20 protein-coding genes are annotated in these 19,098 nt (G+C 51.3%); all 20 read right to left on the bottom strand.

Annotated elements, in window-relative coordinates; all coding sequences use genetic code 11:
• Positions 1-4 precede the first annotated feature (4 nt).
• Complete coding sequence (locus L9G74_RS06155; protein ID WP_238895424.1) at positions 5-472, bottom strand: pilus assembly PilX family protein; 468 nt, start codon at positions 470-472, stop codon at positions 5-7.
• Positions 462-1,256: a prepilin-type N-terminal cleavage/methylation domain-containing protein gene (locus L9G74_RS06160; protein ID WP_238895425.1), complete on the bottom strand. Its 795-nt coding sequence runs from the start codon at positions 1,254-1,256 to the stop codon at positions 462-464. The genes L9G74_RS06155 and L9G74_RS06160 overlap by 11 nt, the downstream gene beginning before the upstream one ends.
• Positions 1,256-1,753: a prepilin-type N-terminal cleavage/methylation domain-containing protein gene (locus tag L9G74_RS06165; RefSeq protein ID WP_238895426.1), complete on the bottom strand. Its 498-nt coding sequence runs from the start codon at positions 1,751-1,753 to the stop codon at positions 1,256-1,258. The genes L9G74_RS06160 and L9G74_RS06165 overlap by 1 nt, the downstream gene beginning before the upstream one ends.
• Positions 1,743-2,204 carry a type II secretion system protein gene (locus L9G74_RS06170; RefSeq protein ID WP_238895427.1) on the bottom strand — a complete coding sequence of 154 codons (462 nt, stop codon included), beginning with the start codon at positions 2,202-2,204 and terminating at the stop codon, positions 1,743-1,745. The genes L9G74_RS06165 and L9G74_RS06170 overlap by 11 nt, the downstream gene beginning before the upstream one ends.
• Positions 2,205-2,247: 43 nt before the next feature.
• On the bottom strand, positions 2,248-2,757 hold the full coding sequence (locus L9G74_RS06175; protein ID WP_238895428.1) for a prepilin-type N-terminal cleavage/methylation domain-containing protein: 510 nt from the start codon (positions 2,755-2,757) through the stop codon (positions 2,248-2,250).
• A gap of 54 nt (positions 2,758-2,811) precedes the next feature.
• On the bottom strand, positions 2,812-3,414 hold the full coding sequence (locus tag L9G74_RS06180; protein ID WP_238895429.1) for a prepilin-type N-terminal cleavage/methylation domain-containing protein: 603 nt from the start codon (positions 3,412-3,414) through the stop codon (positions 2,812-2,814).
• 62 nt (positions 3,415-3,476) lie between these two features.
• Positions 3,477-3,962, bottom strand: a complete 486-nt coding sequence (locus tag L9G74_RS06185) for a hypothetical protein (protein WP_238895430.1) — start codon at positions 3,960-3,962, stop codon at positions 3,477-3,479.
• Positions 3,962-5,182 carry a type II secretion system F family protein gene (locus L9G74_RS06190; protein ID WP_238895431.1) on the bottom strand — a complete coding sequence of 407 codons (1,221 nt, stop codon included), beginning with the start codon at positions 5,180-5,182 and terminating at the stop codon, positions 3,962-3,964. The genes L9G74_RS06185 and L9G74_RS06190 overlap by 1 nt, the downstream gene beginning before the upstream one ends.
• Positions 5,183-5,184: 2 nt before the next feature.
• Positions 5,185-6,933: a GspE/PulE family protein gene (locus tag L9G74_RS06195; RefSeq protein WP_275297267.1), complete on the bottom strand. Its 1,749-nt coding sequence runs from the start codon at positions 6,931-6,933 to the stop codon at positions 5,185-5,187.
• Entirely contained in the window at positions 6,930-8,213 is a 1,284-nt protein-coding gene (locus L9G74_RS06200) for a tetratricopeptide repeat protein (RefSeq protein WP_238895432.1), read from the bottom strand. Before L9G74_RS06200 ends, L9G74_RS06195 begins: the two co-directional genes overlap by 4 nt.
• Entirely contained in the window at positions 8,210-9,109 is a 900-nt protein-coding gene (locus tag L9G74_RS06205) for an ExeA family protein (RefSeq protein ID WP_275297268.1), read from the bottom strand. The genes L9G74_RS06200 and L9G74_RS06205 overlap by 4 nt, the downstream gene beginning before the upstream one ends.
• Before the next feature lie 4 nt (positions 9,110-9,113).
• The gene (gene mshL, locus L9G74_RS06210; protein WP_238895433.1) at positions 9,114-10,817 is read right to left on the bottom strand and encodes a pilus (MSHA type) biogenesis protein MshL; all 1,704 of its coding nucleotides are present in this window, start codon (positions 10,815-10,817) and stop codon (positions 9,114-9,116) included.
• Positions 10,818-10,819: 2 nt separating this feature from the next.
• Positions 10,820-11,146, bottom strand: a complete 327-nt coding sequence (locus L9G74_RS06215; protein WP_238895434.1) for an MSHA biogenesis protein MshK — start codon at positions 11,144-11,146, stop codon at positions 10,820-10,822.
• Entirely contained in the window at positions 11,130-11,786 is a 657-nt protein-coding gene (locus tag L9G74_RS06220; RefSeq protein ID WP_238895435.1) for an MSHA biogenesis protein MshJ, read from the bottom strand. The genes L9G74_RS06215 and L9G74_RS06220 overlap by 17 nt, the downstream gene beginning before the upstream one ends.
• Positions 11,783-12,385 carry a PilN domain-containing protein gene (locus tag L9G74_RS06225; RefSeq protein WP_238895436.1) on the bottom strand — a complete coding sequence of 201 codons (603 nt, stop codon included), beginning with the start codon at positions 12,383-12,385 and terminating at the stop codon, positions 11,783-11,785. The genes L9G74_RS06220 and L9G74_RS06225 overlap by 4 nt, the downstream gene beginning before the upstream one ends.
• The gene (locus L9G74_RS06230; RefSeq protein WP_238895437.1) at positions 12,382-13,251 is read right to left on the bottom strand and encodes an MSHA biogenesis protein MshI; all 870 of its coding nucleotides are present in this window, start codon (positions 13,249-13,251) and stop codon (positions 12,382-12,384) included. The genes L9G74_RS06225 and L9G74_RS06230 overlap by 4 nt, the downstream gene beginning before the upstream one ends.
• 174 nt (positions 13,252-13,425) lie before the next feature.
• Positions 13,426-15,333, bottom strand: coding sequence for an RNase E specificity factor CsrD (gene csrD / locus L9G74_RS06235; RefSeq protein ID WP_238895438.1), 1,908 nt, complete (start codon positions 15,331-15,333; stop codon positions 13,426-13,428).
• Between the two features lie 217 nt (positions 15,334-15,550).
• Positions 15,551-16,798, bottom strand: coding sequence for a malic enzyme-like NAD(P)-binding protein (locus L9G74_RS06240; protein WP_238895439.1), 1,248 nt, complete (start codon positions 16,796-16,798; stop codon positions 15,551-15,553).
• 752 nt (positions 16,799-17,550) lie between these two features.
• A complete protein-coding gene (gene rpmE, locus L9G74_RS06245; protein ID WP_037441662.1) occupies positions 17,551-17,763 on the bottom strand; it encodes a 50S ribosomal protein L31 in 213 nt (70 codons plus the stop codon).
• A gap of 236 nt (positions 17,764-17,999) precedes the next feature.
• Positions 18,000-19,016 (bottom strand): hypothetical protein, encoded by a 1,017-nt coding sequence (locus L9G74_RS06250; protein ID WP_238895440.1) that lies wholly within the window; start codon positions 19,014-19,016, stop codon positions 18,000-18,002.
• Positions 19,017-19,098 lie beyond the last annotated feature (82 nt).

Below are 19,098 nucleotides of genomic sequence, written 5' to 3' on the forward strand. Positions count from 1 at the left end.
GCAGTTATTCACTAGCACGTGCTTCTACCTCCACACTGCGGTGCACCCGTAAACATTGGCTGTTTTCATCATGTGATTCATCACAAACACCAGTTTCACACACTGCACTGCTGGTGATGCGATACAGCGATAACTCACCAGCCGTCAATGTGTTACAGCTCAGCTGCACCGCCGCACAACCGCTAAAACCAACACTGTCTGGTGGTATCCATTGGCTATCGACATTGGCACAACTCGGCGCATTGCCATTCAGTGGAAATAGTTGCGCCAACGCGGCATCGGCGCCACTGTTGGCAGCATAAAAGGCTCTAACGCTCCACACCTCAATATTGACACCTTCATCAGCATCGGAACTGATGCGGATCAGGCTCGTAGCTAATACGGCCATCACCACAATGATAAATAGCGCAATCATCAAGGATGCACCGCGCTGTTGTTGGCGCCCAAGGCGCATAGGATAACTATGGCACATTGAACACCTGCACTTGATGTTGATAAGTAAAACTGTCGCCGTTAATAGCAAACCTAGGTGATAGCTGCACAATCGCGTTACTGTTCAGCGTACCGTTAACAACACTGAGCGGAAGATCCTGCGCACTCAAGGTGTTATCGAGGTATTCAGCCATTAATGCGCCACCAACTGAAGGCGGCAATGGTTGGCTGTCTTGGTAACCATAGTCTTGATAGCGAACTAACTCGCCACTGGCAAAGAAGCAGTAACTCACTGGCGTAGTGGCCGCGTAAAAACGCTGCGCGGGTGAAGCCTCGGAAAATCTTAACGCGTTGTGGAAACTCACCTCGGTGGTGTATTCGCCTTTCGTCTCATCGATACTATTGATGATCACCCGTTTGTTGCGCTTGATATCGTAGATATCACTGGCGGTGAGAGGATAGATAAATAGCTGCCACCCGACTTGTAGCGGCGAGCTTGGGGTAAAGACTGTGCCATTCTTAGCGGAGTGATCAAACGGCATATCTAAATAACTCCCGCTTGCGGCAATCGGCACAAACTCCACGCATTGTGCAGTACCGTTAGCGCCTACACGTACACTAGCTGGCACGGCATTGCGTAACTCGCGCGTCATGCGCTCCATGGCATAGCGGCTGCTACCGATAATGCGATCAATCGCTGACGAATCAACAAAAATACGGGTGCCAAAAATCAAAAAACTGCTGACGCCCACTGCGAGAATACCCAACAGTACCAGCACGGTGACCAGTTCAACTAAGGTGAAGCCTTGCGTGGTGCGGCGCATCAGTAGTTGCTCCTCACCGCATCAAAAGCGATTTTCTCGTTCTGCGGAGTGGTGACAATCACTTGGATCAACTTAGCACTATTGTCATCGTTAGCGGTCACCGATACCTTTAAATGAAACCCCGGGTAATCATCTTCATAAGTTCGGTTGCTATTAAGCTGGGGGGCAGATTCGTCCATGCCGTCATAGTCATCGACATCATCATAATCATTACGCCCTTCATCGTCAGGGCCGATATGATTACTACAGAGACTATTGTTGTCATTTGGATTACATGCAGCAGGCACACCGCCGATGGGGGTTTCATCGTCGTACGCCTTGCCCCAGATTTCATTGAGCACACTCTGGGCCAGCTCCGCCGCGCGCACGCGTTGAAGGGTTTGCGCTGCGCGGTCACTTTGCGGAAATAACACACTAGTAAGCAACACGATGGCGATACTAAATACCAACATGCCGACAATCAGCTCAATAAGAGTAAAACCGCGCTTAGCCTTCATGGATATATCCTTCCGGCTCGACCGCTATCGGCAGCACTTCATCAGCCACCACCTGCAAACAGCCAGCGCTGCAATTCAGTTGTGGCCGTCCCAGTGTGTCAAACAGAATAGAGAATTGATTATTGCCATCGAGTTGCAACTGCGCACCTCGCGGCCATTCTTGTAGGGATTCGTGAAAGATTTCGGCGCTGCAATCTTGGGTTAAGTGAAGGAGTTGGTAACCGCTATCAGCGACATCAAGCCGAAAACAGCGGTCACTATTGTTAAACGCTAACTGTTGACCACGCCGCAGCTCGGCGATGATCTCCTGCCGCAAAGCAAAAGCACTATAGGACGAGGCACCGAAAAAGCGTGGCAATACCACCACCGAAATGATCGCCAACAGTAAAATGGTGACGACCAGTTCGATTAAGGTAAAAGCTAACTCATTGTGCCGCGTCCTAAAAGTCATGAAGTTAAATCATAAGGTGGGTGCATGGACTCACCTAAAGTGATTAACAGCCTGAAGTATCAACTGTAATGGTCGGCTTAACACCTTGGCCTGTAGACTCTGTATAGGTCAAGCTACACGAAGTACTATTCCCATCACTATCAGTTCCATCAGCCGGAGCACCGCTTTGCGTAATCTTAGCGCTAGTACCAGTTACGGCAATAACCCAATCACTAGTACCAGAAGTCCCAATGTCCAAATCAGCACCTGCTTTTAGAGAAGCGGCAGTCGCTTTCATATAACCATATGCCACTGCTACGTCATCTGTAGTGTCTGAAGAAGTATCATTAATATCGATCGTTGTGTTACTACTTTTTTCTTTACTAGCTAGGACAGCTTTGGAATAAACCAATGAATTGGCGCTATTGATGGCTCCTTTTAAACCTTGCAAAGTTGAGCCACGAGCATCTGACTGCAGATTCAGAAACTTAGGTGCTGCGACGACGGCAAGGATACCTAAGATGATGATCACTACCACTAATTCAATCAGGGTAAAGCCTTGTTGTTTTTGCATTTTCTATTTCCTTTAAACGTTTGAACTCATATCGAATTTCCCCATCAATTAAGGCTAATTCGTAAACGTAAACACCTGACCTGTGGCCGGATTGTAAACAATACCGTTGGCATCGGCAGTGGTTTGTGTGGGAGCGGGACTCGCTACACCACTGTTTTGATCAAGTGGCAACGAGGCCACTTGATGATAAACACAGACATCAACACCGCTGACTGACTCGCCTGCTAGCGAGTTCACCGTGCCACCAGCGCCGTCTTCAACTCGCACAGTGTAACGTTGATCACGCGCATCAGCAGTATAAATGACGTTCTTTGGGGCACTTTGTAGCACACTATTGAACACGCTTTGGCAACTGGCGTCTGTCATGCTAGTGGCAGAGGTATTGCCTGTTCCCGTAGGAAAGCCAAAACGCATATCTAAGCTGATGGTGGTGCCGTCTAAAATCACCGAGTCGTTGCGGCGACCATCCACTTCCCATTGGGATCGCACAAAGCTCACCGCGGTAGATAAACCACCGGCTACACCTTCGACGCTGGCGTTCTCAGCATCATCCGCCACGTTTAAAAAACGTGGAATGGCAGTCGCGGCCAACAAGCCGAGGATCATGATGACGATCACCAGCTCGATCAGCGAAAATCCCTGAACTTTACCTTGCATGCAACTCTCCTCTGAATCTTTTCGATTCTAGCAGGTAACGCTATAAAATCTAATGTACTACGCTAATTTGCGATCTCAGCAAAATAATGCAGTTGACCATTATCCAATTGATATTCCAGCCGTTGACCACTCATGGCAATAAACTGGCACCGCTGCGCTTGCGGCTCATAATTGACGCTGATCTCAGCTTGCGCTGGCGTTATCCCCAATAACTGTGTCCATAACTGTTCACAACCTGCGGCGCTGTTTTCGGTCACGGTCGGCCAACCACCACGCGCCATGGTTAAACGGCTAACACCTTGATCATGCATCAGCCAATCGGCCTGCATCTCCGACGGCCGTCCTAAGCTTTGCCACTGCGAGCGCACCATGGCGAGCACATTCACCAGCCGATTATGTTCCAGCGCTAAACTTTGCGATGAGACATTGTTAACGCCGTTAAAATAGCGCTGCGCCAATACCGCCAAAATCAATAACAGCACCACCAGCGCCACGAGCTGCCGAAACAGTCCCAATGACTTGGCCTCAGCCTGCGGTGCAACAGGCACTAGCGGCCACCTTTAACCACATTGAGCATATCCCACATTGGCAGGTAGATACCCAAGGCGAGGATCAGCACAATCACCGCCACAATACCGATCAAAATCGGCTCCAGTTTGGCGGTTAAGTTCTTCAGGTCATAATCGACTTCACCTTCATAAAAGTCGGCGGCGTCATTAAGCAGTTGCTCGATTTGGCCGGTTTCTTCCCCCACGGCCACCATCTGCAACACCAGCGGCGTAAACAAGCCGCTATTGCGTGATACGCGCAACATCGATTCCCCCGCTTCAATGCCGTGGCGCATATCCACAATGCTGTCGTGCATATAGCGGTTATCCACTGCGTCGGCCACCAGACTCAGCGCATGAGTCATCGGCACCCCAGCACTGAGCATCATGGCAAAACTGCGGCAATAGCGCGCCAATGTTGAGCGCTCAATAATCGAACCGACTACTGGAATGCGCAGCTTCAGCTTGTCCCACTGCCATTCACCGCGTTCAGTTTTGACCCAGTAACGCACACCAAAATAACCACCGATCAGCAACATCAATAACAACGGCCAGTAATGCACAAACAGGCTGGAAGTGCCAATCAGCAGTTTGGTGGCCCACGGCAGCTCGGCGTGGAAGCGACTAAACATGTCGGCAAATTTGGGGATCACAAAAATATTGAGCACCACCAAGGCGATGGCGACCGCCAGCAATACAAAAATGGGATAGCGCATGGCGGCTTTGATGCGGCGACGGGTTTCTTGCTCGCGCTCGATATATTGCGATAGTTGATAAAACACCTCTTCCAACTTACCGGTGTTTTCCCCCACGTGCACCATCGAGATAAACAGCGCATCGAAGATGTCGGGATGTTGGTTCATCGCCGATGACAGCGTAAAACCTGAGGTCAGTTGCTCTGCCACTTGCTCCAGCGCCGCTTTTAACCGCTTGGAGTGGGTCGATTCGGCCAAGCCTGCGATCGCCCGTAAAATCGGAATGCCACTGCGGGTGAGCGAGTACATCTGCCGCGTAAAAATTTGCAGTTCATCTAAGCTGATACGGCGACGAAACAGCGCGCCAATATCCACCTGCTGCTTGGCTTTGGCTTCCTTTAGCTCCAACGGAATAACGGCACGAGAGAGCAGCTGATCGGCGGCCGCGTTGGCATTGGTCGCTTCTAGGCGACCAGTCACCGCTTGGCCTGCTGCATCTCGTCCACGATATTCAAAGATGGGCATGGTTAGTCTCCGCTGCTCAAGGCATCAGCCATTGGAATATGCTGATCTGAGACATCTTCGACTAAGTTGGCCACTTCTTCTAAGGTGGTCAAGCCTTGGAACAGATATTCCAGTGCCGATTGCAGTAACGGCTTAAACAGCGGCGATTGCCTTGCCATACGGGCAAACTTTTCCGGATCGCCCGCGCGCATGGCGTCGATCATCGCTTCATCCAGTTCTAAGACTTCAAACACCCCCACACGACCGCGATAACCGGTGCCAGAGCAACTCTGGCAGCCATAACCTTTGCGGAAACTGGCGTGGCTGAAATCGACGCGCGATTTGCTGCCCAGCCAGGCGCGCTCCTGTGCCGTGAGTTGATAATCTTCGGCGCAATGTTCACACACGCGGCGGATCAAACGCTGCGAGATAATCACCCGCAAGGCACTGGCGACCAAATAGCCAGCGGCGCCCATATCAATCAAACGCAGGGCGCTGGTGATGGCGTCGTTGGTGTGTAAAGTGGATAACACAAAGTGACCGGTCAGTGCGCCACGCAGGCCAATTTCCACCGTTTCGCGGTCACGCATTTCGCCCACCATGATGACATCAGGGTCTTGCCGCAAGGTGGTACGCAGCACGTTGGCAAAATCGAGGCCGATCTTGTGGTTCACCTGCACTTGGTTGATGCGCGGCAATTGGTATTCCACCGGATCTTCAACGGTGATGATCTTACGCTCGGCGTTATTTAGTTCGCTTAAAATGCCGTACAGCGTGGTGGTTTTACCGCTACCGGTTGGGCCGGTGACCAGCAGCAAACCGTGCGGCCGTTTAATCTGATGCCGCACCCGCTGCAAAATGTCGTTGGGCATACCCGTTTGCTCAAGCGTCAGCAGGCCCGCCGATTGATCCAGCAAACGCATTACCACCGATTCGCCGTGGTAGATCGGCATGGTCGACATACGCACATCGATGTGGTGGCGTTTCACCTCGATATGAAAGCGGCCATCTTGCGGCAAGCGTTTTTCAGAAATATCTAACCCCGCCATCAACTTCAGCCGTAACACCAAGGCGGCGGCAATGTTGACCTCTTTCAGCTCGGTTTCTTGCAATAAACCATCAACCCGCTGGCGAATACGCAGGGTATGTTCACCGGGTTCGATATGGATATCTGAGGCGCGGATCTGCACGGCGTCTTCAAAAATTGACTGCAGTAGCTTCACCACCGTGGTTTCGTTGTCAGTATCGGCGGCAGTAATGGCACTGAGATCAAACTGTTCGCCCGCGGAGTATTCCTCCTCCAACTGGCCAGCCATTTCGGCAATCTGGCTGGTGAGGCGATAGAGATTATCAAAGGCAGTAAATAGCTGGCGTTCTTTCACTACCGCCAACTTCAGTTGCCGAGGTGCGAGCAGTAATTCCAGCTCGTCTAACGCTTGTAGATCGGCCGGATCGCTCATCGCGATCAGCACAGAATCGGCATCGGCTTCTATCGGCAGTGCACGGAATCGGCGTGCTTGTACTTCTGATAACAAGGTCACCACGCTTTGCGGGATCACTCGGCGGCTAATATCGATCACCGGAATGCTCAACTGCTGCGACAGGAATTGCAGCATCTGATCTTCGCTGATGTAGTTAAGGTTGATCAGCGTATAACCGAGCTTACGGCCAGTGCTGCGTTGCTCCGCCAGCGCATTTTGCAGTTGTTCCTCGGAGATGATCTGCTCTTGTACCAGCAGATCGCCGAGGCGCATTTTGAGTCTGGGTTTCAACGTAAATCTCCTATCTGCACTAAACGTTGTTCAATGTAGGCGCGGGCATCCACTGACAGCCCGGTTAAATCCAACGCTTGTTGGTACTCGCTCACTGCGGCGGCATATTGACCTTGCACGTCGAGTGCGTGCGCCAATCCAAAGTGCCAACGGCTATTGCTCGGCTCGATGCGCAGCAGTTGTTCGTACCCCTGCTGCACGCTACTCCACTGTTGCGCCTGTTGCGCGATCTGGATCTTGGCTAACCATTTTTCTGGTGCCAGCGCCGAGGTATCACTGATATTCATCAAACTGCTATCGGCGGCTGACCATTGGCTGCCCGCCAACTGCACCCGCGCTAACAGCAACCAAAACTCTTCATTTTGTGGAAAACGTTGCACGCCAAGCTGCAAAATGGCTTCGGCGTCGCTGAGATTTCCTGCGGCAAAATACAGTGCCGCCAGTTGGCGCCGCGCGTCATGCAAACCGGCATCGTGTTGCAACGCTTGGCGTAACAAGCCAATTGCCTCGGCGGTGTCGCCCTGCTCTAACGCCGCAGTGGCTTGCTGCAACTGCTTTTGCGCCAGTTGCGCCGGTGTCAGTTCTACCGAGGTGATCTGTAGCTGCTGCTTGGTGTGGCTGCTGGATTTAGCCGCTGGCGTAGCGGCAACAGTGGTTGGTTCATTATCGCTGCTGATTTCCCCTGTGGCAGGTGCTTTAGCGGTGCTGCTTGTTGGCTCAGGCGCTACGCTTGGCTCGGCAACATCAGCCGCTGCGCTATTGGTTAATACCGCAGTAGCGGCAACGTCGGTCGCTTGATGCTCCGTAGTGGTTGATTGGGGGTCGGCATCGCTCGAGGCGATTGCATCCGTGGTGCTCGGCAACTCAGCAGGCGCTTGCGGCGCAGCGGCAAAGACAGGTTCCGCTGCAGTATCGGCCGCAATCTCTGCAGTAGCATCGGCATTATCTGCGGTTACGCTAGGCGCTGCCGATTCTGTCGCAGCAATATTGTCGGCGTCGGTGGCTAAAGCATCGTTAGCAACGGCGGGCACGGTTTGAGTATTGGGGGCGGTCTCAGCAATGGTGATCAACGCTGGCAGGCTGCTACTGCGGTTATTGACTTGTTCTAACAACCACCAGCCCGCACCAAACAGCAGTGCGCCCAGCGCGATACCGATGACCAGCAAGCGCCAGCCGCTACGCCCGCTTTGCGCGGGAATATTGGCCTGCGCCAGCGGTGGAAATTCATGTTGCTGCTGGCGCTTATCTAAATCTTTGAGCATTTGATTAACGACACTCATAGCATCCCTCGCCACACCAGTACCGATGCGAACATCACTAACAACAATGCACCACTCCATAACCACCAATGCCAGTGAGACAGTGGCCGAGCATCTTCAGTGTCACCAATGGCAAGGCGAATATGCGCCGCGTTAATGCCCGCTTCGCCTGCGCCGTAGCTCAACATCAGCGCCTTATGCGCCAAAATGTTGATCAGCCGTGGCACGCCGCGCGAGCCAATAAACAGTAACTTTAACGCCCGCGCGTTAAACAATGGCCGTCCTTGATAACCCGAGACCGCCAAGCGGTGCCGCACATACGCCGCCACTTCGGCTTGGTTCAACGGCCGTAACTGATAACTAAAGGTGATGCGTTGTCGCAGTTGCCGCAGTTGCGGCTGTGCCAGACGTTGATCGAGTTCGGGCTGGCCAAACAACACCACCTGCACCAATTTGCGCTGCTCGGTTTCCAGATTGGTGAATAAACGTAACGCTTCTAGGCTGTCATCCGGCAGCGCTTGCGCCTCATCCAGCACTAAAACAATCTGTTTGTCCTCGGCGCTTAGCGCCAATAGCCGCTGTTGGATCACGCCGGTGAGCTGCTGTTGATCGTGCACCGCACTGATATCAATACCCAACTCCTGCGCCACCGCCATGCGTAGCTCGGCCGGTGTTAAATAGGGATTGGGCAGATAAGCACACACAAAACTATCGGGCAGATCGTTGAGTAACTTGCGGCAGATTAACGTCTTGCCGGTGCCGACTTCTCCGGTGACTTTAATAAAACCTTCGCCACTTTGAAGCGCTACTTGCAGCACTTGTAGCGCTTCAACATGCGGCGCTAAACCGAAAAAAAATCCGGTGTTTGGGGTCAAGGCAAACGGCAACGTCTGCAAACCAAAGTGCTGCTGATACATAGACTTAACGGCTCGTTGGATACCAGCGGTCTAACAGAGATTGCGACTGCTGCAACTGCTGTTGCCAAGTATTGGCATCCACCACGGTGGGTTTAATCAAAATCACCAACTCGGTTTTAGTGACGGTGGTAACCTTGTTGGTAAACAGCTGACCCAGCAGCGGAATATCACCCAACAGTGGCACTTTCGATTCTTGGTTCTGGCTATCGCTCTTCATCAAACCGCCGATCACCACCACATCGCCCGAGCGGGCGCGAATCACCGTATCGGACTCGCGGATTTCACTCTGTGCGAGCGGCAGCTCTAATGGCTCAGCACCACCAGCGCTGATGGTTTTGTTTTGCTCGGAGACTTCGGTCACCGACGGATGCACGTGCAGCAGCACATTACCATCAGCGTCGATTTGCGGCGTCACATCCAAGGCGATACCGGAGAAAAACGGTGTTAACTCAACATCTGGTGTAATGGTGGAGGTTGAGGCGCTAGCAATGGTCGAGGTCGAGACATTGGTGACGTAGTATTCGTCTGTACCGACTTTAATCACGGCTTTTTGGTTGTTGGAGGCGGTAACCCTTGGGCTCGACAGCACGTCAACATCGCCTTGCGTTTTCAGCAAGCTGATCAGCCCACCAAAGTCTGAGTTGCCATCGGCGCCGTTATGGTTGAACGAGAATGACGTAACACCGCCCAAAGTTTGGCTGATGCTATTGCCGATGGTGCCAGGCGACGTGCTGAAATTGAACGAGGTATTGCCGTTGGCCAAGGCGGTGCCAAGCACGTTATCCCACTGGATACCTTGCTGATAACCGTCTGACAAACGCACTTCCACAATTTTGGCTTCTAACACCACCTGGCGTTGTAGATGCTGCTCAGATTGACTGAGGAACTGGCGGATCTGGCGCAATTCATCAGGAAAAGCTCGCACCGTGACTAAGCCCGCTTGCGGGCTGACCACCACGCTGCGGCCACCGCCGCTAGCACCGATGATCGACTCTAAGGTGCCTTGCAACTTGCCCCAAAAATCGGTCTTGGTTTTGGAAGAGATAAACGTGCCGTTGGTGGTATTGCTGTTACTATTTTGATTGCGGTTACCAGATAAGCCATCACCGTTGTTACTCATCTGGAAGCTACTATTGTAGTTATTACCGTTGCTATTGTTGTTGCTGTCGGTGATGCGGCCAGAGCTAACCGAGGTTAACGATAACCCTTCGCGCTCCATATAGAGATAGTTAACCGAGAACGTCTCGCTGCGCATGCCGGCGGGATAGATCTGCAACACTTTGCCCGAACGCGAGATCTCATAGCCATAAATGTCCTGCACCACTTTGAGCACTTCTGGCAGCGTCACGCCTTTGAGCGATAACGAAATGGTGCCGCTCACGCTCGGATGCACTGCCACGCTCAACGGAGAATCTTCCACCAAACTGTTAAAAAACACTTTAGCATCAACATCATGCGCCGACACATTAAAGCGTTTTTCTTGTGGCGCTTGCTCAACCCCAGCCAGCAAACCACCACCGGTCAGCTCTTGTTGTAATGCACTTGGCATCGGTGCCGCCGCTGGAATATTGGTTTTACTGCTGTTATCCGCCTGCACGGCGTTGTTGAGCGCTTCCTTAGATGCTGTTGGCGCTGGGCGGCCAATCAGTTGGCAACCGTTGAGCGCGAATGCAAGGCAGCAAAAGAGTAAGGACAGATTATTCTTCATTGTTATCTCTTCTTATTTGGCGCCGTCACTGGCGGAAATAACCGTAACTTATTGCCGTTAGCCAGCGATACTTGTTGGTCACTGATGGCGCTAATAGCCACACCGTTGACCTTATCGCCCACATGATAGAGTTGGTTATTGATCACCGCGCGCTTGCCAGCCGCACCGGTGATGATGGAGTTCAATACTAAACTTGTATCGCTAGCGCTCTGCGCCGCCGCACTGGTGTCGATTTGCCAGCCCACGGGTGGCAAGGTGGGATCGCGTAAGTCCGCCGCCATCACCGGCAGCGCCAGTAACAATGTCCAACCACTAATTAGCCGCAACACTGATAAAGTCCTTATTGATGCTGAGGGTGTAAAGCGAGAGCGCCACTTTGGCATTGGGATATTCATCCACCTGATAATCCAATGACTTCCAGTATAGTTTTTCTGGCAGTTGTTCAACCGCTTGCACAAATTTCATCACCGCAAAATAGTCACCTTCAAAGGTGAGCACGATACCGTGGCTGAACAGATTCATCTCGCCAGCTTGTTTATCGCCCACCACCAGCAACGGCACGGGGGCGATGGATTGGAAGCTAGACAGAGTGACGCCTCGGCTTTGTTTCAGTAACTGCGCCAATAGTGCGGGCATTTTGTCGGCGGGGATCAGGTCGACGGTTTGTGCGGTCAATTGCTGATCAACGGCTTGAATTTGGCCTGCAAGTTGCTGCTGTTGCAGGCGTAAATCTTTATTGGGATCTTCACTGAGCCGTTGTTGGATCAGCGTGATTTGCGCAGCCATGCTCGCAAGTTGCTTTTGCTGCGCGCTCTGCTGTTGCGCTAACTGCTGCCGTTGCTGCCACAGAGTTTCAAACGGCAAATAGCACACGGCGGCCAGCACTAACCAACACACCACGGCAATCAGCAACCGCTCGCGCATCGATAGCGGGTTATATTGTTGGGCTAACCTGCTCAGAAAATTCATTGAGCGCTGCTCTCCTCAGCTTCCGTGGTGAGTTTAAACGCCAACGGCTTACCTTCTTCCCTCGCCATGGTCATAGAGGCGAACGCTTTACCGCGATAGCTTTGAGTCAAAGATAATCGCGCAATCCAGTCTGGTACCGCTTCAGGGCTACTGCCATATCCTTCAAAAACAATCTTTTGCTCATCAAAATGTAGATGGGTAAGCCAGATATTGCCATTCGACACTTTGGCAAGTTCTTGTAACTTTTCAGTAAAACCGACCGATTTCAATTGCTCTCGCTGTGACAGCTCATTGAGCAGCAGGGTTTTTAACTGCAATTCCTGCTGTTGCAGAGTGACTTCAGCTTGCAAGCTGGTATCGGGCTGATGCCGCTGCAACTGCGCCTGCAACTGCTCCAACTGGCTTTGCTGGCTATTGAGCAAGGTTTTGGTTTGCGCCACTTGCGCCTGCAACTGACCATGAAGATAACTGATCACGCCAAGGCTAGCGCCCCCGAGCAACAGTATCAGTGCGCCAGATAATCCGAGCGTTTTGAGGGTAAGACGTTGCTTGGGCGGTAATAATGCGCTGCTAAATAGGTTGATGCGGGTCTTAGTCATTCGGCCTCCCGCGCCAATTCTAGGCAACTGAGTTGCGCCAGTTTGCCACCAATATCATGCGCTGCGACCACGTTGACCGGTTGATTGAAGTTGGCCGCAACTAATGTGGCGAGCAGTTGGTTTTCACCACCGCAGAGCAATTCCAATGAACTCACTGGCGCTTGACGCAATTGGCTCTCAAAAAAGTCCATCGAGCGTTGGATCTCAAGGCTTAACGCGTCGGCGATGCGTTGCCGTAAATCATCAGCAGTAAAATGGTCCAGCCCGCTAAAACCACGCAAGCGGCGTTGCATCCACAACTCGCCATCACGCACAACCGTCAGCAACACTTCTTCACCGGGCAGATGGCTCAATACCAACCGAGCTTGTGGCTCGTTACCAAACAGATTTGCCAGCATTAGCTCTTCGATGCTGATGCCCTGCAAGGCAAAGTCGTGCCCTTCGACCGCTTGGGCAAGTTGCATCATCTGCTGCTTGTCGGTGACCACCACTTGCAGTTTGTTGCTGGCTTTGGAGGGAAATTCAAAATAATCGAGGTGAATATTAGTGGCCGGAGTCGCCACCATATCTTTAACGCTCCACAGCAAGGCTTGTGGAATTTCATCGTCTGGCACTGCCGGTTTGTCAGCGGCCAACAGTTGATACTGGCCCGCGCCCAGCACAATTTGCACTTGCGACGCGTCAAAATCGGCGGCAATTTTATCCCACAAGTTGTGCCAATCACGCTGATGCGCATAGAAGCGGATGTTATCTGCCGCTGCTGCGCTGGTTACCCACGCAGCTTGAGCGCCAATAAACACCCCCAGTTGCTGTTTGGGGCGAGACGCTCGCCAGAATTGCCATCGTTTTAGGGGCGCAGTTGTCATATTGCGTTGGACTCTCATCTGCTAATTTGCCACTGGCGCATGGGATAAAATGCTTGGTTAATAACCAAAAAATTAATTAGCAATGTTACACGCTAATCCTTTCATTCTACACAGAATAATCTGCGAAAAATGTAAAAGTTGCGCGATAGATCTGCTTTCATCCCTGCGGTCCAGCTATTCCACTGCCACCGGTTCACTGAATAGTGCACCTTGGGCAGCGCCGACACCGAGAATTTTCAGTGTTTGCCACTCTTCCAATAACTCTACGCCCTCTGCCACCACACTGATCTCAGCTAACGGCAAACTGCCGAGTAAACTACGAATATATAGCTGGTTTTCGGGCCGTAAGTGGATCTGTTTCACTAAAGAGCGATGCAGCTTGACGATGTTGAAGCCCGCTTCAACAATATATTGGGTACTGACTAACTCTTGCCCCACATGGTCCACCGCGATGCGCGCGCCCATCATTTTAATGCTTTGCAATCTTGGACTGAGCGCGGCCAACTCTCGACAAGCAAAGGCTTCATCAACCTCGACGCTCAAGCGTGGCATCAGATCGCGATGTTCCAACATGATGCGCTTGAGCCAGCGGAAAAAGTCGTTGTTCATTAAGGTTTCAAACGACAAGTTAACGCTGAACTGCTCGTCGCCGTGGCTGGCAACCAACAACTGTTGAATCACTTTCTCAACAATTAATTGTTCTATCGGCGCAATCAAACCACACTTGATGGCCATCGGTAAAAACAAGGTCGCCCGCACTAAGTTGCCGTTAGGTTCGCGCGCGCGGGTAAAGATCTCTCGCTGTTGCACGATGCCGTCCACATCAATCACCGGCTGGGCGAAGGCAACAAAGCGTTTGTCTGTTAACGCCATCTCTAAGAAGGTGCGCCAGCGTACCGAACCGCGCGCAAACTCTTCATCAACTGCACCTTTATCGTACATAAACCAGTTGTTATTGCCCTGCATTTGCGCCGCACGCAGCGCCATCTCCGCTTCTTCAATCAGCTGTTGCTGTTCATCGCCTAATTTAAAATAGGCGCAGCCCAAGTGGCACAAGCTTTGGTTCGCTTTACTGTCTGGTGGCGCTAAGCTGGCGCACAGTTTTACTAACCTTGAGGCCAACTGTTCCGCTTCTGCTAGGCTAATTTGCGTCACTAAAATCGCAAACTGGCTGTAGCTGCGGCGGGCAAACACGCTGTTGGCCTGTGATTGCAGTAAACGGCGCATATGTTCGACGTTGAGTGTTAAGTATTCCTTGATGCCGTGATCGCCTAACTCACTGTGGAGCTGATCTAGCTCATCAAACTCCAATAACATTAGCACCCCGTGCGACATCATGCCGCTGTGGCTGCTGAGCGCATCTAAGCGGCTATCAAAAAATAAGCGGTTGCCGATATGGGTTTCATGATCGAGGAAGGTGTTGCTGCGGATAAAGGTATCAAAGCGGGCGCGATCTTTTTTGGCCTCCACTAGCTCATCCAACAGCAGTGAGATAGCGCGATTAATAAAACGCGGATGACCGTTGCTGTAGCGGCCACGGGCCTGTTCAAAGCGTCCCTTGAGAATGAGGTGGCAACGTTCACCAATGCTTTCTAGGCCGACTAACTGCTCGCGATACCACAAGTAGCCACGGCGAGTGATCACCACAAAACACAGCAAACCCAATAACAGCACGCCCACTTCATAACGATTCGGCAGATAGCGCCACAACGGCTGTGGCATCAATAGTTGTACCCGTAGATTAGGCTGCTGCGGTAGCTGGATATCAATCACGCGGGGAAGCTCAGCCTGTTCGGCGCTGGTGTATTCATATACCAGCTCCTGGCCGTTCCACACCCGTGCTTGCAAAGTGTCGGTAGCTTTGAGCAGATCGGGCAGCCACAGGTTGGCATCGTCCATATCTTGTCGCAGCACATGACGGCTAAACGCTTGTTCAATGGCGGCGATATTATGCTGCTGGAAACGGTAAGTCAGTTGCGAATAAGCCATGGCAGCAAACACGATGCCAACCGCTAACGTGAGCATTAATGACAATAACCAGAAACGCGATAAGCGAATGGTGAGAAGTCGGGTGAGTTCCATCGGTTGGCCTTCCTGATCACCGATAATTCTTGGCCAAAATCCAATATTTGACCCGCGATGCTTTTGATTATTCAGCAGAAGATAGTAAAACGCAAACTTTGCTGCGCCAAGCGCTCAACCGCCCCAAGACGGCGGAAACAATGCGCCGATAGAAAAGCAAATGCCCTCAAACCGAGGTTGAGGGCATTTGGCAGACTGACACAGTGTTAAACGTTAATTACCGCTGAGTGTAGTCAGGGATAGTGCTCAGTTGTGCTACACCAGAGTCGATTGCCGCTTGCGCCACAGCTGAGGCGATGCGTGGCAGCAAACGTGGGTCCATCGGTTTTGGCAACACGTAGTCGGCCCCAAAGCTCAAGCTATCAATGCCCGGATAGGCCGCCAATACTGAAGCTGGAACTTCTTCTTTAGCCAGTTCCGCCAGCGCTTGGACCGCTGCCAGTTTCATGGCATCGTTGATTTCACTGGCGCGCACATCTAACGCACCACGGAAAATAAACGGGAAGCACAACACGTTGTTCACTTGGTTAGGGTAGTCGCTACGGCCGGTGCCCATGATCAAGTCTTGGCGAGTCGCGTGCGCAATTGCAGGGCTGATCTCTGGATCTGGGTTTGAACAGGCGAAGATCACCGGCTTATCCGCCATCAACGCCAACTCTTCCGCGCCCAACAGGTTGGCGCCTGACAGGCCTAAGAACACATCCGCACCGGCGATAGCATCACGCAGCGTACGCTTGTCAGTTGGCGTAGCAAACAGCGCTTTGTATTCATTGAGATCATCACGATCACTGTGGATCACACCTTGGCGGTCCAACATATAGATGTTTTCACGCTTGGCGCCACACTTGATCAGCAGGCTCATACACGCAATGGCCGCCGCGCCCGCGCCGAGACACACAAACGACGCTTCAGCAATGTTTTTACCTTGGATTTCCAACGCGTTCAGCATGCCTGCGGCGGTCACAATCGCAGTACCGTGTTGGTCATCGTGAAATACTGGAATATCACAGCGTGCGATTAATTCGCGTTCAATTTCAAAACACTCAGGTGCTTTAATATCTTCTAGGTTAATACCGCCAAAAGTATCGGCAATTGACTCAACGGTATTAATAAAATCTTCCGTTGTACGATGTTTAACCTGAATATCGGTCGCATCGATATTGGCAAAGCGTTTAAATAATAACGCTTTTCCTTCCATTACTGGTTTTGATGCTAATGGGCCAAGATTACCTAAGCCTAAAATAGCCGTACCGTTTGAGATAACGGCAACAGTATTACCTTTATTGGTAAAACGATAAGCATTGTCGGCATTGTCGGCGATTTCACGTACTGGCTCAGCCACACCTGGGCTGTAAGCCAGCGCTAGATCCATACTGCTTTCTGCTGGTTTAGTAAGCGTTACCGCGGTTTTTCCCGGAACAGGGAATTCATGGTAATCGAGTGCGCGTTGACGGAAATCGGTCATCTATCTTTCCTGAAATTCAAGCCAAAAAATACTGTGCTTCAATATTTGCAATTTAGATCACATTGATTATTTGATAAGGCGTGACTTAATACAAATTTGGCCGCTAACAATACTCGAAACTGGCCATTAATAAAACACTATTTGTTATTAAACAGTGCTCATCCAACCACAGTGGTTATTTATTTTATTTACCAAAGTTACTTTACTAAAGCGCACATGAAATAAGCAAACAATGTTGAAATCTACTTTCAGAAAAAAGCGTTCTTTTAACGATATAATATTACTTTAGTGAAATATATTTAAATAATATTACTGATTTGACTCATTAACATTCGCTGGAATATAAACCACCCAATGGACGCGGCAGGAAAACTAAGTAAGGTGCGAATAAGTCCCGTGCATGCTCTGCGTGAGCATACAGCTTTCAGATGCAAGGCGCAGTTTGCCGCGAATGGTGAGCCCTTTGCAAAAACTGCAACGTAGCAGATGAAGCTGTAGGCCACGCCCTACGGGGATTTGTAAGCTCATGCATTTCTTCGTTAGCTAACTTTGCCATGCTCCAGCATGCCCGCAGTTAGCTGCCTTGAACTGCTATGGCTTACAAATCCAGAGCGTCGCGAAGACTTGTTCGCACCTTCCCTAAGCAGAGGGAAAAACAGAAAAGGCCGCTGGGTGTTTACCAGTAAAGAAAAAGGACCAGTAAAGAAAAAGGCGTCCAATGGACGCCTCTCTCAGAATCTGTGTGTTGGCAATTATTTTTTGCCGAGTACACCGAAACGTTTGTTGAATTTTTCGATACGACCACCGGTATCAACAACTTTCTGGGTACCAGTGTAGAATGGGTGACATGCACCACAAACGTCCAAATGCAGGTTTTTACCAGCAGTTGAGTGTACTTTGATCACGTTGCCACAAGTACAAGTAGCAGTGATTTCTGCGTATTCAGGATGGATACCTGGTTTCATTGGGATTACCTCAAATTTAAGGCCATGTCGCTCTCCCAACCCGAAGTTGAGCACCACATGCGGTTAATAACAGTATTGTTAGGGCGCAGGATTTTACGCCATCATTATCGGTAATTCAAGCATGAGCATGCGAATAAGTTGCACGCCGAATGACCCGCGTAAGCCCCTGCCATTAACCACTGCGCCATGCCAATGCCTCAGCGATGATTCTGGCTACAAGCGGCGTGGCAAAGGCGTTACAGCAAACTATCAAACTTCTTCTCTGCGGTACTTTTATCGGCGTATTGCACTAAGGCATCCATACTTGGGCAGCGTAATACGGCATCGCGTCGCAGCCCCGAAGGTTTACCCTTGGCAAAGGCTTTAGGATTGCTTTCAAAGATCCCCAAGGCGGCGGCATACACATTGGTCTGCCACTCTTTGGAATAACGTGTTGCCAAACGCCACAAGGTTTGTTCGCCGTTATAGTCGATGGTGCAACCAGCAACGATCGCGCTATCGCCGCTCGTGTTAGCCGCTAACGTCGCCATAGGCATAGTCACTGGCGCGTCAGCGGTTGCCGATGTTGCAGGAGCTAGCGTCGCCAACAATACGGGCGCAGGGCTGGCAACGGCAATGTTGCTTGCTGTTGGCGCCGAGGTGGCTGCCGTCACAGACGCAGTTACCGGTTCAACAACCTTAGCGACAGGCTGAGACTGGGCAACAGCAATGTTGCTTGCTGCTGGCGCCGAGGTGGCTGCCGTCACGGACGCAGTTACCGGTTTAACAACCTTAGCGACAGGCTGGACAACGGCAGTGACTTTGGCGAGGTTCGACGCGCTGCCATTATGCAACGGCACCGTGGCTTGCTGTTTGTACAGTGCAAATTTTTTGTTGTCTGGCGGCGAGCCGACGGGCACTGAGTCGCTAAAAAGCGCCAACGTTGCCACATCCATCCAATAGTTGTCGCGATACTCTTTAACCTGCAACACCGCTTGCCGGTCAGTAACCTCTTCTACGCCTTGTACCAACAACATAAAGTCGTTGACGCGACTGACCATCAAACGTTCGTCGCCACTGGTTTGATGCATGATAAATTGAAAGCGGTTGGTATCGGTGATATTCGACACAATGTTGATTTTCAACAGTGGCAATTTGCCCACATCAAACATGCGCAGATTGATGCTGACATGCGCAACCTTAGCCACGGATGGCGCCACACTCAAACCGCAGACGCAGACAAACAACCAGACAAACATTGACGGCCATTTCATTAAATTTCTACTCCGTGAATAATCCGTTAGCGGGTTTTGTTGTGCTACGGCTAGCCCTGTCATGCCACTATAGGTAAACTGA

The sequence above is a fragment of the Shewanella electrica genome (assembly GCF_022321485.1).
GTDB lineage: Bacteria > Pseudomonadota > Gammaproteobacteria > Enterobacterales > Shewanellaceae > Shewanella > Shewanella electrica.

Coding starts and splice junctions, on each gene's coding strand:
- L9G74_RS06155 (WP_238895424.1), bottom strand. CDS start 472: ATGTGCCATAGTTATCCTATGCGCCTTGGGCGCCAACAACAGCGCGGT.
- L9G74_RS06160 (WP_238895425.1), bottom strand. CDS start 1,256: ATGCGCCGCACCACGCAAGGCTTCACCTTAGTTGAACTGGTCACCGTG.
- L9G74_RS06165 (WP_238895426.1), bottom strand. CDS start 1,753: ATGAAGGCTAAGCGCGGTTTTACTCTTATTGAGCTGATTGTCGGCATG.
- L9G74_RS06170 (WP_238895427.1), bottom strand. CDS start 2,204: ATGACTTTTAGGACGCGGCACAATGAGTTAGCTTTTACCTTAATCGAA.
- L9G74_RS06175 (WP_238895428.1), bottom strand. CDS start 2,757: ATGCAAAAACAACAAGGCTTTACCCTGATTGAATTAGTGGTAGTGATC.
- L9G74_RS06180 (WP_238895429.1), bottom strand. CDS start 3,414: ATGCAAGGTAAAGTTCAGGGATTTTCGCTGATCGAGCTGGTGATCGTC.
- L9G74_RS06190 (WP_238895431.1), bottom strand. CDS start 5,182: ATGCCCATCTTTGAATATCGTGGACGAGATGCAGCAGGCCAAGCGGTG.
- L9G74_RS06200 (WP_238895432.1), bottom strand. CDS start 8,213: ATGAGTGTCGTTAATCAAATGCTCAAAGATTTAGATAAGCGCCAGCAG.
- L9G74_RS06205 (WP_275297268.1), bottom strand. CDS start 9,109: ATGTATCAGCAGCACTTTGGTTTGCAGACGTTGCCGTTTGCCTTGACC.
- mshL (WP_238895433.1), bottom strand. CDS start 10,817: ATGAAGAATAATCTGTCCTTACTCTTTTGCTGCCTTGCATTCGCGCTC.
- L9G74_RS06220 (WP_238895435.1), bottom strand. CDS start 11,786: ATGAATTTTCTGAGCAGGTTAGCCCAACAATATAACCCGCTATCGATG.
- L9G74_RS06225 (WP_238895436.1), bottom strand. CDS start 12,385: ATGACTAAGACCCGCATCAACCTATTTAGCAGCGCATTATTACCGCCC.
- L9G74_RS06230 (WP_238895437.1), bottom strand. CDS start 13,251: ATGACAACTGCGCCCCTAAAACGATGGCAATTCTGGCGAGCGTCTCGC.
- csrD (WP_238895438.1), bottom strand. CDS start 15,333: ATGGAACTCACCCGACTTCTCACCATTCGCTTATCGCGTTTCTGGTTA.
- L9G74_RS06240 (WP_238895439.1), bottom strand. CDS start 16,798: ATGACCGATTTCCGTCAACGCGCACTCGATTACCATGAATTCCCTGTT.
- rpmE (WP_037441662.1), bottom strand. CDS start 17,763: ATGAAACCAGGTATCCATCCTGAATACGCAGAAATCACTGCTACTTGT.
- L9G74_RS06250 (WP_238895440.1), bottom strand. CDS start 19,016: ATGAAATGGCCGTCAATGTTTGTCTGGTTGTTTGTCTGCGTCTGCGGT.